Annotated in this window: 15 protein-coding genes; 10 read left to right on the top strand and 5 right to left on the bottom strand. The window is 37.8% G+C overall.

The genetic code is table 11. From position 1 onward, the window contains the following. Positions 1-5 precede the first annotated feature (5 nt). Complete coding sequence (locus tag K2F45_RS27225) at positions 6-677, top strand: DUF2461 domain-containing protein (RefSeq protein ID WP_075990414.1); 672 nt, start codon at positions 6-8, stop codon at positions 675-677. Here K2F45_RS27225 and K2F45_RS27220 read toward each other — a convergent pair whose 3' ends face one another. Further along, positions 678-1,874: an anhydro-N-acetylmuramic acid kinase gene (locus K2F45_RS27220; protein WP_075990413.1), complete on the bottom strand. Its 1,197-nt coding sequence runs from the start codon at positions 1,872-1,874 to the stop codon at positions 678-680. A gap of 100 nt (positions 1,875-1,974) precedes the next feature. Between K2F45_RS27220 and gcvH the strand changes: the two genes are divergently transcribed. Continuing rightward, entirely contained in the window at positions 1,975-2,355 is a 381-nt protein-coding gene (gcvH, locus tag K2F45_RS27215) for a glycine cleavage system protein GcvH (RefSeq protein ID WP_075990412.1), read from the top strand. Positions 2,356-2,414: 59 nt separating this feature from the next. Here the strand turns inward: gcvH and K2F45_RS27210 are convergent, their stop codons facing one another. From K2F45_RS27210 to mqnB, 3 genes are all read right to left on the bottom strand, one after another. After that, positions 2,415-3,170, bottom strand: coding sequence for a DUF6263 family protein (locus K2F45_RS27210; RefSeq protein WP_157625820.1), 756 nt, complete (start codon positions 3,168-3,170; stop codon positions 2,415-2,417). A 110-nt stretch (positions 3,171-3,280) separates the two neighbouring features. Continuing rightward, the gene (locus K2F45_RS27205; protein WP_046673190.1) at positions 3,281-4,267 is read right to left on the bottom strand and encodes a pyruvate dehydrogenase complex E1 component subunit beta; all 987 of its coding nucleotides are present in this window, start codon (positions 4,265-4,267) and stop codon (positions 3,281-3,283) included. Positions 4,268-4,390: 123 nt separating this feature from the next. Next, positions 4,391-5,032 (bottom strand): futalosine hydrolase, encoded by a 642-nt coding sequence (gene mqnB, locus K2F45_RS27200; RefSeq protein ID WP_075990410.1) that lies wholly within the window; start codon positions 5,030-5,032, stop codon positions 4,391-4,393. 592 nt (positions 5,033-5,624) lie between these two features. Between mqnB and K2F45_RS27195 the strand changes: the two genes are divergently transcribed. The 8 genes from K2F45_RS27195 to K2F45_RS27160 all read left to right on the top strand — a co-directional run bounded on the left by K2F45_RS27195 (position 5,625) and on the right by K2F45_RS27160 (position 11,718). Further along, positions 5,625-6,038, top strand: coding sequence for a 6-pyruvoyl trahydropterin synthase family protein (locus tag K2F45_RS27195; RefSeq protein ID WP_070562714.1), 414 nt, complete (start codon positions 5,625-5,627; stop codon positions 6,036-6,038). Positions 6,039-6,066: 28 nt separating this feature from the next. Continuing rightward, positions 6,067-6,696, top strand: coding sequence for a GTP cyclohydrolase I FolE (gene folE, locus K2F45_RS27190; RefSeq protein ID WP_075990409.1), 630 nt, complete (start codon positions 6,067-6,069; stop codon positions 6,694-6,696). A 241-nt stretch (positions 6,697-6,937) separates the two neighbouring features. Beyond that, a complete protein-coding gene (locus K2F45_RS27185; protein WP_075994564.1) occupies positions 6,938-7,573 on the top strand; it encodes an O-methyltransferase in 636 nt (211 codons plus the stop codon). A 22-nt stretch (positions 7,574-7,595) separates the two neighbouring features. Beyond that, the gene (locus tag K2F45_RS27180) at positions 7,596-8,120 is read left to right on the top strand and encodes a glucosaminidase domain-containing protein (protein ID WP_046673195.1); all 525 of its coding nucleotides are present in this window, start codon (positions 7,596-7,598) and stop codon (positions 8,118-8,120) included. Between the two features lie 15 nt (positions 8,121-8,135). Further along, positions 8,136-8,969, top strand: coding sequence for a glucosaminidase domain-containing protein (locus K2F45_RS27175; RefSeq protein ID WP_075990408.1), 834 nt, complete (start codon positions 8,136-8,138; stop codon positions 8,967-8,969). A gap of 70 nt (positions 8,970-9,039) precedes the next feature. Beyond that, positions 9,040-9,792 (top strand): hypothetical protein, encoded by a 753-nt coding sequence (locus K2F45_RS27170; protein ID WP_220801722.1) that lies wholly within the window; start codon positions 9,040-9,042, stop codon positions 9,790-9,792. 22 nt (positions 9,793-9,814) lie between these two features. Next, the gene (locus K2F45_RS27165) at positions 9,815-10,852 is read left to right on the top strand and encodes a DUF3078 domain-containing protein (protein ID WP_075990406.1); all 1,038 of its coding nucleotides are present in this window, start codon (positions 9,815-9,817) and stop codon (positions 10,850-10,852) included. Between the two features lie 11 nt (positions 10,853-10,863). After that, the gene (locus tag K2F45_RS27160; protein ID WP_232475646.1) at positions 10,864-11,718 is read left to right on the top strand and encodes an N-acetylmuramoyl-L-alanine amidase; all 855 of its coding nucleotides are present in this window, start codon (positions 10,864-10,866) and stop codon (positions 11,716-11,718) included. Positions 11,719-11,739: 21 nt separating this feature from the next. On the opposite strand, the gene K2F45_RS27155 is transcribed toward K2F45_RS27160, so the two are convergent. Beyond that, positions 11,740-13,455 carry a sodium:solute symporter family protein gene (locus tag K2F45_RS27155; protein ID WP_075990404.1) on the bottom strand — a complete coding sequence of 572 codons (1,716 nt, stop codon included), beginning with the start codon at positions 13,453-13,455 and terminating at the stop codon, positions 11,740-11,742. Positions 13,456-13,528 lie beyond the last annotated feature (73 nt).

Raw genomic sequence — 13,528 nt, 5'->3', positions numbered from 1 at the left:
GTATTATGAGTTACATTCAAAAATCTACATTTGATTTTTTAACGGAATTGAAAGCCAATAATTCTCGGGAATGGTTTGCCGATAACAGAGCTAAATATGAAGCTGCATTGGTCGATGTGAGAAATTTTTTGACAGATTTAATTGCCGCTTTGAGCGAGTTTGACCCTAAAATCAATACTTCCATACAAGCAAGTAAATGTTTGTTTCGGATTTACCGTGATACACGCTTTTCAAATGATAAAACACCTTATAAAAGTTGGTTTGGGGCAGGAATTTCAGTTGATGGAAGAAAGTTGCAGGGACCAGAGTACTATATTCATATTGGAGCAGAAAATTCATTTATTGCCTGTGGGTATTGGCGTCCAGAAAAGCAACATTTAGAGGCAATAAGACAAGAAATTGATTACAGCGGTAATAAATTGGATGAAATTTTAAAAACAGTATTGACAGGCGGTAATATTGCACTTTTCAAAGAAGATTTACTGAAGCGTGCCCCTGCGGGCTATAGTGAGGATAATCCTTTTATTGACTTTATCAAATTGAAAAGTTTTGTGTTGGATAGATCTTTAACTATTAAGGATTTATCTGCAAAAAATGCGTTAGATAATATCGTGGCTTCCTATAAAAGTATGCTTCCTTTTAAAGAGTTTTTACAAGAAGCCATCGATACGGACTAATTATTCCGGTAAGCTGATTTTGCCCATGCAGACAGCGGGCGAATCTTTAATTTGCGCTACATTGGATTTGTTGCCTACCAAAGTTTCATTTGCTAACAAAGCAAATAGGACGGCCTCTTTTGCATCTGGATTGATACCTAATGTTGCAAAGCTTTCAACTTTACAGGTAGGTAAGCTCCTTTTGATGTAATCAAACAGCAATGGATTGTGCAGTCCACCACCACTTATATATACAGCCACATCAGATAGTCCTTCTGACTGCTTTCGGATGCCGTTGACCATCGCAAGAGCCGCAAAGCGATTGAGGGTCGCCATGACGTTTTCATGTGGAATATGAGTTGTTTTCGAACGCTCTTGCGCCTTTTCGAGATAAGCGAGATTAAATAGTTCGGGCCCGGTGGTTTTTGGAAAGGGCAGTGTTAGAAATTCTTCTGTTAATAATTGATTTAATAGCGCATCATTTACTTCTCCCTTTTTGGCCATATAGGCATCTCTATCCATCTCCTGATTAAAATTAGCCTTCATGTATTGGTTCATCATTGTATTGCCTGGACCGAGATCTGTTGCATAGGCTTTCAATTTTGTTTGATGGCTTGGGATAAATGTGAAATTAGAAATACCGCCAATATTCAGTAAGAATCGATTCTCTGTCGCATGCGAGAAAAGTAGATAGTCGCCATACGCCGCCAAAGGTGCCCCTTCCCCTCCCGCAGCAACATGTTTCTGTCTAAAGTCAGACAGGGTTATGATGCCGGTATTTACGGCAATATGATCTCCATCGCCGATCTGTAAGGTACTATTGGGCCAGTTGCGGTCTTTGGTCAATGATTGGGGAGCATGGTATACGGTTTGCCCATGGCTGGCTATACAATCAATCTCGCAGCTTGGTATATTCCATTGTTGTAATGCTGTATTGATTAATTTGGCATGTGTGACTCCAATATAAGCATTGAGTCCCGAAAATAACTGTTGGTCGATATTTCGTTTTGCAAAGACTTCACGTACTCGTGCTCTAAAATCATCCTCATAATCCATTGTGGTAAAATTCTCTAGCTGTATTTTCGTTGTTTTACCTGCATTTTCTATGCGGCATACTGCGATATCAAGACCATCCAGAGAAGTTCCGGACATCAGGCCAATAATACGACGTTCTTTCTTTTGTGAAATTTGGTAAAGTCTTTCGATTTGAGGATTCATAGCTTAAAAATAAACACAAAAATGTTATGATGAATATCATTTTTGACAATTAAAGATATTTTGTAACTTCACGGCATTAAAAATCAAAAAATTAAATACAATGAATTTTCCAGCAGAATTGAAATACACCAAAGATCACGAATGGATTCGTGTTGAAGGTGATGAAGCAGTTGTAGGGATTACCGATTTCGCTCAACGTGAATTGGGTGACATCGTTTTTGTTGACATAAACACTGTAGGTGAGGAAGTTGCCGCTAATGAAGTTTTCGGTACAATTGAAGCTGTAAAAACAGTTTCTGATCTATTTTTACCTGTATCAGCTACGATTTTATCGGTTAATGAAGCTATTGATGCATCTCCTGAATTGGTCAATTCTGATCCTTATGGTGAAGGTTGGATTGTTCGTATTAAATTGAACAATGTTGCTGATGTAGATGCTTTGTTATCTGCTGATCAATACAAAGAAGAGATCAACGCATAAATTTGATATATAACAAAAAAATAGGGGCCTATTGGCCCCTATTTTTTTGTTATAGTCATTTATTGACTTTTTAATGTGGTCTTTATTTTTGCTTCAGGCATATCCACGGCACTTGTCATTTCTGTTATCTTGGTAAGGCAGGTTTTTTTATCCAAGACATAGAACCCCTGTACGTTGCCTACCTGATTTGCATCCGGGCCGAACATTTTTCCTTCAACATTTACTTTATAGCCTAGCTCATTTGCTTCTATTAAAGTCATTGTGCTCTCCACCGAAATGCCTGAATCATCAGATTCCGTTTTGGATGTCCATGAGTCACCGATTTTAACAGGCTGTTCAGGTAATACTGTACTTATATTTTCGAACATACTTTTATCAAACGGCATGTTAATACCCTCAGGTAACTTGATGTCAGAAGATTTGCCAAGTTGATCAACATTAAAGCTAATGCTATTTTCTAGCAATTTGCCTAAAGTAGCATGCATCTGTTTGGAAAACTCATTGGCTTCGGGGTTTTTCGAGTCGTAGGACATGTCCATTCCCGCCATATTCATTTTCATGTTTATTCCGGTATATTTAAGGTCAAACGCGAAGATATTGTCTTTTTTCGTTGTATTGGTGATATCAAAGCCCATATTAAGGTCTGTAACCATTTTTTGGCCAGCAGCGTCAATATCCATTGTCATCACAAGGTTTTGCGATATTTTTTTCCCTGAATCGGGATTTACACGTAGTGTGTATTTCTTTTGTGCGGAAGCAGATATCACTAGAAATACAAATACGGCCATCAAAGAGGCAATTCTTAATTTTTTCATATATGGAATTTTAATTTTTTTAATAAGCAACAATCGGCCAGCTTAAATATAAAAAAAATCCCTTTTACAGGGTAAAAGGGATTTTAATTTTTTTAAGAATGTAATTCGTATTACTTCTTGATATAAGATACTTCTTTCACAGCTTTAACAACTTTCTCAACGCTAGGTAAAGCAGCTTCGATCAATGTTGGAGCATAAGGAAGAGGTACGTCTGCACAATTTACGCGGATAACAGGGGCATCTAAATAATCAAATGCGTTACGTTGTACATTGAATGCTAAATCCGTAGAAATAGACGCCAATGGCCATGCTTCTTCCACGATTACCAAACGGTTTGTTTTCTTAACAGACGCGATGATTGTAGGGTAATCGATAGGACGTACCGAACGCAAGTCAATTAATTCAACGCTGATACCTTCTTTTTTCAATTCTTCAACTGCAGGAATGACAACGCGAGGAAGCATTTTACCAAAAGATACAACAGTTACATCTGTACCTTCTTGGATAATATTAGCTTTTCCGATTTCTAAGTAATACTCTTCTTCAGGAACTTGTCCTTTATCACCATACATTACCTCAGATTCCATGAAGATAACAGGATCTGGATCGATAATAGCTGATTTCAATAAACCTTTAGCTTCATATGGGTTCGAAGGAACCACAACTTTTAAACCTGGTGTATTTGCAAACCAGTTCTCAAAGTTTTGAGAGTGTTGTGCTGCAAGCTGACCCGCATTTCCTGTAGGACCACGGAAGACCATCGGAATAGAGAACTGTCCACCACTCATCGAGTGAATTTTAGCTGCAGCATTGATTACTTGGTCAATTGCAACAAGTGAGAAGTTGAATGTCATGAATTCAACAATTGGCTTCAAACCATTCATTGCAGCACCAACAGCAATACCAGCAAAACCAAGTTCCGCAATAGGTGTATCAATGATACGCTTTGCACCGAATTCATCAAGCATACCCTGACTTACTTTGTAAGCTCCGTTATACTCAGCAACTTCTTCTCCTAATAAAAATATTTTGTCGTCTTTACGCATTTCTTCGTTCATTGCTTCACGAAGTGCTTCTCTGAATTGTATTTCTCTCATCAGTTGTAAAATAGTGTCAATTTTTAGATTACAAATCTACTATTTAAAATTGATATTTTGAAGATTTGAACCCGCTAATTCTATAGTTTTATGTCATTTTTTAATAAGTAAATGACTTTTGTATTAAATTTTTGAATATAAGTTGTTCAGATATTCCAATGTTTTTATAAGTGCCTTATTACTATTCATTATCGCTAACGGAATGTTCCACGTGGCACGGTTCCTTCTTTCCACGTAATTTGAAATACCGCGAATCTCAATCACGGGAATTGTCATTTTATCGGCTGCATAGAAAACCGCAGCTCCTTCCATACTTTCAACAAGGCTATTGGGATGCAGTTTTTTAATTTTTTCGATACTTTCTGTGCTACCATGGACTTTGTTTACGGTAATTCCTTCCCCCTGTTTTAGAAAAGGAAGCCTAAGCTCCTTGTCATTCAGTAAACACGAGGTAAATGTAGACCTCCCATAGCCCAATTGATCTATTGGAATAAAATTATGACCGTCTTCCGCACCTAGTTCAACAAACGACTCTGAAACGACCTGAATAACCGAGCCTATTTCAATCGTACGATCCAAACATCCTCCTATCCCGACATTAATAAGGAGATCATATTTTTTTTCGTGAAGCATTCTTCCCAGCTCAAATGCTGTGGCAACCATGCCTACACCAGTTACTAGGGTATCGCATTGATCGTAATTTGATACCACTTCCAGAAAAGGCTGCAATTCAAATGAAGTAGCCGCAATAATTAATATTTGCATGACGAGCTCGTTTTGGATTGAAAATTACAAATTATCTTGCAAGCGCATCTCTTTTTAACATAAAAATATCATGCTTGCAATGAGTCCTGCTTAGAAACCCGAGCTTGATGTTAATAGGGCTAACTGTTTTTTTGATATGATCTCCTCTTTTATAATCCTGTACGAACTGTTTAGTTTTTGTCCTGATGTTATTGGAAACAATGCTAATCGATCGATATAATCGCTTGAATTAGTTTAGATTTTATATACTCTTAGTTTAGGGTTTAGTTAGGGGTACTTTAGGTAAAAGCTATATAAAACCTAAACTAACCCTAACTAAACCCTAAGTAAACCCTAACTAAAAGTAGAAGAAAATTGGCCTTAAAAATCAGCATTCGTTGTCGTTCTTTTTAAACAGGGAGTATTTACACTCTGCTACAAAATTTTATATCAAATCATTCTTGAAAGCGGGTTATGAATAAGGATAAAGTGCTTAGATTTTTGTCTGTTTGTTCAACAAAAGAGAAAGCACTTCATTATATTACTATATTCTGACGGCATTCCTTAAATTGAGATGTTTTAATTGCACTTAAAGCCTTATCTTTGTATTATTATGGTATTTATAACTCGTCGTGAACGTTTCTGTGCTGCGCACAAGCTCTATCGTGAAGACTGGAGTAAGGAGCAGAATGAACAGGTATTTGGTCTTTGCTCCAATCCAAATTGGCATGGACATAATTATGATCTTTATGTAACAGTTAAAGGAAAAGTCAATCCGGAAACTGGTTTTTTAATAGATTTAAAGATCATGAAAGAAATAATCAATCGTAGTATCATTGACAAAGTCGATCACCGTAATTTCAATTTAGATGTTGATTTTATGAAAGGAGTCATGGCTTCTACGGAGAATATCGCAATCGAAATATTTAAGATCTTAAAACCGTTATTTGATGAACAGGGTGTGATCTTGCATAGTGTCCGTTTGCATGAAACAGAAAATAATTACGTCGAATATTTTGGCGATTAATCTTTAATACATTTAAATAGTAGAAACTATGAGTCAACACTCATTTGACAACGAAGAGTTGGATGGATATATTAAGATCGACAAATACAATACTGAAAAGGTAGATCGCATCGCTGCTCATTATACAGATATATTGGAATGTCTGGGGGAAAATCCAAAACGCGAAGGTTTAGTGAAAACACCAGAACGTGTTGCAAAGGCATTGCAATTTTTGACACATGGCTATGATATCGATGCTGCGGAGGTATTACGTGGTGCTATGTTTGAGGAAGACTATAGTCAAATGGTCGTCGTTAAGGATATTGAAGTATATTCTCTTTGTGAGCACCATATGTTACCTTTCTTTGGCAAAGCCCATATCGCGTATATTCCAAATGGCCATATTGTAGGTTTAAGCAAGATACCACGTGTCGTTGATATTTTTGCGCGTCGTCTGCAGGTTCAGGAACGTCTCACCAATGAGATCAGAGATTGTATTCAAGAAACTTTAGGCGCTCGTGGAGTAGCTGTGGTTATGGAATGCAAGCACATGTGTATGGCGATGCGTGGAGTTCAGAAACAGAATTCTGTAACGACTACTTCTGCATTTACTGGAGCATTCCAAAATGATGTCACAAGATCCGAATTTTTACGCTTGATCACTGCTGATCTTGCTTAATATATTTGTTGTTTAATAATAAAAAAAGTCCCCCTAAAAGATCATCTTTTAGGGGGACTTTTTTTTGATGAAATTTGGAAACAAAATAGAAAATCAAAAAATGGCAATATGGCTTTTTTATGCATCTGACGCGATTTCCGAAAAATGCTCTTTACAAAAGGATAATTGTATTTAGCTGGTATTCAGCTTTTTGTAAAAAAAAGTTTTTATCATAAAAATGTTTTTTGGTACCTTTGTGGTTATGGAAATTGTTGCCGACGATTTAGAGTCCTATTTGGAACATACTACAGACGAGGAAAATTCGTTACTGAAAAGGGTAAATCGGGAGACATATTTGAAGGAAACAATGCCCCATATGTTATCTGGACACTACCAGGGAAGAGTTCTTTCTTTATTGAGTAAATTGGTTGCTCCGAAACGTATCTTGGAGATAGGAACGTTTACGGGATACGCAACGTTGTGTCTCGCAGAAGGGCTGCAGGAAGATGGGATATTACATACTATCGATATCAATGCAGAGCAACAAGAACGCGTCCAAGGTTATTTTGATGAATCGGCATTTGCTGATAAAATCAACTATCATATTGGAGATGCAGCGGTAATACTACCTACATTAGATGAAACATTTGATTTGGTATTTATCGACGCGGACAAAAAGAGAAATTTATATTATTTCGAAACGATAATAAATCAAGTTCCGTCTGGGGGACTTATTTTGATTGACAATGTCTTATGGAAAGGTAAGGTGTTAGATTCAAAACCAGACAACCAAACAAAGCAGATCATTGATTTGAATGCACGTTTAGCTCAGGACAAGCGCGTAGAAAAGGTAATATTACCGATTCGAGACGGACTTTTTGCCTTACGCAAGAAGTAATTTGTGAACTAAAACATTCTTCATGAATTTAAAACAATTAAAAAGCTTTGTACTGTTACTAGCTTTGGGAACTTTTGGATTAACAAAAGTTTCAGCTCAAAGTAATGCGGCATATGTCGATAAGTACAGTCCAATAGCAAAAGAAATGATGGAGGAACACGGTGTTCCAGCATCGGTTATCTTAGCCATCGCTATGCATGAAAGCGGAAATGGTGGTAGCAGGGTAGCAAAAAATTTGAATAACCATTTTGGTGTCAAAGGAAAAAACAACAGTACCGTTATTCGGTCAGCTTACAAAGGTTATCGGTCTGTAATGGACTCGTATGATGATTTTGTAGGAATAGTAAAAAGAAAAAAGACTACTCAGAGTCTTTTTGAAAAACATCCTGGTGAAAAATACGAAGCTTGGGTAAAAGCGATTGCTCGTTCGGGTTACTCCACGAGTAAAGGTTGGACAGCAAAAGTACTCGCTACTATTAGACAATATCATTTGGATATGTTTGATAATGATGCTAAGCAAAATAGATTCTCGTCAACAAAAAAATAAGCGCGACATTATTGCATGAAGAAGTTTTTTTATGGCATGTTTGTATTCATGATGTTGATTACATCATGTTCAAGCCGGAGAGGCACAATATCCTCCTCTAAATCTGGCTCCAATTCAAAAACTTCTTCATCCTCTTCTGTGGGACGACCGACCATGGCTGGCAACGACTATATTGCTCATTACAAAGATGTGGCCGTTGCAGAAATGAATAAATATGGTATTCCTGCGAGTATTAAACTTGCTCAGGCTTTACTGGAATCCGGTAATGGTAACAGTTATCTTGCGCGTGAGGCTAATAATCATTTCGGTATTAAATGTGGCGGAGTTTGGAAAGGAAAATCCGTGACTCGTCCCGATGATAATATCAATGACTGCTTTCGTGTTTATGAAAATCCCGAACAATCTTTTCGGGATCACTCAGAGTTTCTGTTACGACCGCGATATGCGGCACTCTTTAAGTTGGATAAGAACGACTATAAAGGCTGGGCCAAAGGCTTGAAAGCGGCTGGATACGCCACCAATCCGCGTTATCCTGAATTGCTGATCGAAATGATCGAAAGATATCATCTTGATCAATACGATCGCGGTGAATCGCCACGTGAAAAGGTTGTACGTGAAGAGACTGTTCAGGTCGAGATCGTGCAGAATGTACAAGAAACACCTCCTACCGTCGTAAAGACAGAAGAAATCAAGAGCCCGATAGCTATGCGTATTCATGAGGTTAAAGCTCAGGATACGTTATATTCGCTCAGTAAGCTGTACAATGTATCCGTTGATCAGATCAAATCCCTAAACGGTCTTACCGATGATGCGCTATCTTTAGGGCAGCTATTGGTTATATCTAAATAGTTACGCTTTAAAAGATGTTAAATATTTCGCTTTTGTACAGCGATATAGTAGTTTTACGAAAGTGATACTATTGCGATATATTTTTCTACTTATTGCCCTTGTGGGCTTTACTTCTCCACTTTTTTGCCAAGATAAAAAAGTAGAGGGTATCGTTTTTGATAAAAATACCAAACAACGTATTGGAAATGTAAAGCTGGCCAACTTACGTACTGGGGAGGTCAATTATAATACTATCAAAGGAGAATTTGTCTTTAATGCACAACTAGGAGATCATATTGTTGCGATATGTAAAGGCTATTTTTCAGATACTCTTCAGGTGGATAACCGTGGATTGTTGCTGTTTCATTTGGTACGTGAATCGTTTTATATTGATGAGGTTCAAGTTTTTGCACGCAAGACGCCAGAAGAAATTCTGAAAAAAGCAAAAGAGGATTATGAGAAAGCGTATCGTCTTGCGGGTTATGGAGACGTATTTTCTGTTGGCCCAAATGGGGCTGGATTAAGCATCAATTCAATTTATAGTTTATTTAGCAAGGAGGCTAAAAGAGCACGTCGACTAACTAAAACCATTGAAAACGATTATAAGGAAAATGTGATCGATTACAAATTTACGAAAGAGCTTATCAGTAAGATTACAGGATTAAATAGTGAAGAAGCTGAACGATTTAGAAGGATATTTAGACCTTCCTATTTCTTTATTCTCTCAGCGAGTGATTATGAATTGGTGAATTATATCAAAGATTGTTATTCACGGTATCAATTGAACCCTTCGCAATATTTTATTGAGCCTTTTCCAACAATTAATTATAAATTAGTACCGTAAACAAAAAATAGACGTTTTCAGAATGAAGTTATTCAATTTTGTCGGCATGGCTCTGCTTTGCCTTTCTATTACCAGCTTAAAAGCACAGGATCTGAAAGATCTTCGAGCAAAACCAGATACCGTAATTTCTGTACAGAAAGAGCAACCATTAAATATTAAAACGATTCGTCCTATAGTTCCAAAACTAAACTTGGAGGTAGACTATTGGAAACATTGGACAAAATTCGGGATCAATTTAAACCAGGCGTCATTTAATGATAATTGGAAAGGTGGTGGTGTTGGTTCTATTGCTGTAGGATTGAATGCTAATCATAAATCGGATTATACGAAGGACAATTTCAATTTTGTGACCGAAGTTGATTTACGTTATGGAAAGATAAAGAATACCAATAATATTGCGAAGAAGAATAATGACCGTATATTTTGGGATAATAAGCTTTCTTATAAATTGTCTGCCAATTGGGCATTGTTTACGTCGGTGACATTTGAGTCGCAATTTGATGCGGGTTATAAGTATAAAACGGTTAACGGCAGAGATACAATAGACTATATTGAGAATGCTTTTATGGCTCCAGCTTATCTGACAGAATCTTTCGGTCTTGAGTATAAGCCTAGTAACGAATTTTCCTTGCGTTTTGGTACGGGTACTGCTCGTCAAACTTTTATTTTGGATGAGCGTGTTAAGCCTCGTTCTGGAGAAGGTTTCTTTGAGAAATATGGCTATTATAGAGATCCTAACAATCCAAGTGCGGGTACTGGTGAACGATTTGGTGTAAAGGAAGATCGGGCTTTTGCCAATGCACTGGCATTTCAGCTAACGGGTAACCTAGACAAAAACTTCACAGATAAACTGAATGTAAAGGCTCGTTATAACCTTTTTGCTGACTACGAGAAACTTTCCGACCCTACACACCGTTTGGATGTAACTGTAACAGCAAAAGTCACGAGAGTCATCAATGTGAACTTAAATGGTATTATGATCTATGATCCAGATGTCATTTCAAGAGTACAGTTAAGCCAGTCGTTGGCGATGGGTATAGTCTATAGTTTACCAAAATAATGTTAAGGCCTGTGTCAATAGGGATATTGCTTTGTTCATTGCTGTCTTTGGCAAGCTGCAAGTCGAAGATACAGCCAGTGGTTGCAAAACCGCTAGTTGCGTCATTTGCTTCTGCATTGGTTGTGGAAGAAAAGGTCGAAGCTAAGCCAGATACCAATTTATTGACACCGGAGGAAAGAAAGGTTGTTTTTTTACAGAAGTCTGGAAACCATCCTTATTGGCGCCAAGAGGAAGCCATACATTATGATGTTCGTAAACCTAACTATGTCATTATTCATCATACAGCACAAGATAGTATTGGGCAGACAATCAAAACCTTTCAGATTCCAAGAACTAAAGTGAGTTCACATTATGTCATTGGCCGGAATGGGGAGATTATACAAATGTTGAACGATTATGTTCGGTCTTGGCATGCAGGGGTGGCAAAATGGGGTTCTATTGTCGACATGAACTCCTGTTCTATTGGTATAGAATTGGATAATAATGGTAGGGAGCCTTTTCCTGAGGCACAAATTAATTCATTGATGACTGTGCTTGATACCTTGAAATCGCGTTATTTAATTCCAGCAAATAATTTTATTGGCCATGCTGATATCGCTCCATCACGCAAGAATGATCCAAGCGTTTTTTTCCCGTGGAAAAAGCTTGCAGAACGGGGTTTTGGAATATGGTATGATGAAGGACAGCTTGTGGCCCCTCCTGATAGCTTTAATGCGATAGACGCGCTAAAAATTATTGGTTATGATACGTCCAATCTAAAAGCCGCTATCGTTGCCTTTAAGCGAAAATTTGTCGTTCGGGATACAACCCCCGAATTGACCATATATGATAAGAGTGTATTGTACAATATCTATAAAAAATACTGAGCCTGATCAATCAGGCTTTTTTTATTCAAGATCCCTTTTGTCCTCTATAGGACGAGGTGCTTTCACCCCCAGTTGTACGATATAGGCGATTAACATGACAGCTAGGCAGCCAATAAGATTTAGCCAAAGAAAAGGAATCTTATTCATCGTCCATACTGCTATCACTATAATTTCGGAAAGAATGGCTGCAAGAAAAACAGCTTTGCCTTGAATTTTCTTCATGTAGAAGGCGACGATAAAAATCCCTAGGATAGTACCATAGAATAGTGAGCCCAAGATATTGACCGCTTCGAGGAGATTACCCAATCTGTTCGCATACAAAGCAACAATAACAGTAAATGTACCCCAGATCAACGTAAATAAACGCGACCACAAAAGATCTTGTTTTTCAGATGAGTTAGGGTTAATAAATCTTTTGTAGATATCAATGGTCGTTGTTGAGGCCAATGAGTTAATAGCACTTGCCGTAGACCCCATGGATGCGAGAAAAATGACCGCTATGAGTAGCCCAATTAGGCCCTTTGGAAAGACGCTTGTCACAAAAGAAAGAAAGACATAATTATTGTCATTCGTTTCCGCTGTTGGGTTGTTTTTTTTGATTAAGTCCAATGTCCCTTCTTTTACGACCTGCATTTTTGCATTAAGTTGACCGAGTGAGGATCGATAATCAGCAATTCTTTTTTCATCGTCGTGATCCAATGCTGTATTAAGCTGCTGAACAACAGATTCACGTGTTTTAAATAGCTCACTATGCTTTTGTTCGAGAAGCTGGTAGTCAGGAGCATATTTGCTTTCTTTGAGCTTCTTGATCTCGACTTGGTTGAAAAAAATGGGCGGCTGATGGAATTGATAATAGGCAAATACCAGAACTCCAATCAACAGGATAGCAAATTGCATAGGGATTTTCAATAGACCATTCATAATTAATCCCATGCGACTTTCTTTGATCGAAGCCCCTGTCAAATAACGACCTACTTGACTTTGGTCGGTCCCGAAGTAGGAAAGCTGTAGGAAAAAACCACCGATTAGTCCTGTCCAAAGTGTATAGTTATTATTGAGGTCAAAAGTAAAATCCAATGCATTGGTTTTTCCTGATTTTCCTGCAATATGAAGCGCTTTTGATAATCCAATGGACTCTGGCAGCAGATGGATAACTAATATACCTGCTACGAGTAATGATCCAAAGATAATGCTCATTTGAAGCAACTGTGTATGAGACACGGCTTTGGTTCCTCCATAGGTCGTATAGATAACAACAAAACTTCCTATGGCCAATGTGGTCCATGTTAGATCAATATGAAGGAGGGTCGATATAATTAAAGCCGGTGCAAAGATGGTAATACCCGTTGATATTCCCCGCTGTATCAAAAAAAGAATGGCGGTGAGCCCTCTGGTTTTGACATCAAACCGTTTTTCTAGAAATTCGTAAGCTGTAAATACTTTTAGCTTATGAAAAATAGGAACAAATGTAATGCAGAGCACAATCATGGCCAACGGAAGACCAAAGTAGAATTGGACAAAACTCATTCCTGAGGAATAAGCTAAGCCGGGGGCAGATAAGAAAGTAATGGCGCTCGCTTGCGTCGCCATTACCGATAATCCGACGTGATACCAGGGTAAAGAACGATTACCTAGAAGATATCCATCAATATTTTTTATACCTCTACTCTTATAAACGCCATAAATGACAATAACTAAGAGTGTCAGAAATAACACGATCCAATCTGCTGTACTCATGAATAGTGGTTCGTGAAAATGTACAGAAAAAGGATGAATACGAATAGCCAGATAACGACCAACCAGTAGAAAC

Source organism: Sphingobacterium siyangense (genome assembly GCF_023277505.1).
GTDB lineage: Bacteria > Bacteroidota > Bacteroidia > Sphingobacteriales > Sphingobacteriaceae > Sphingobacterium > Sphingobacterium siyangense.
Note: the sequence above shows the minus strand (reverse complement) of the source record. Positions and strands in the feature narration are given on the sequence as shown.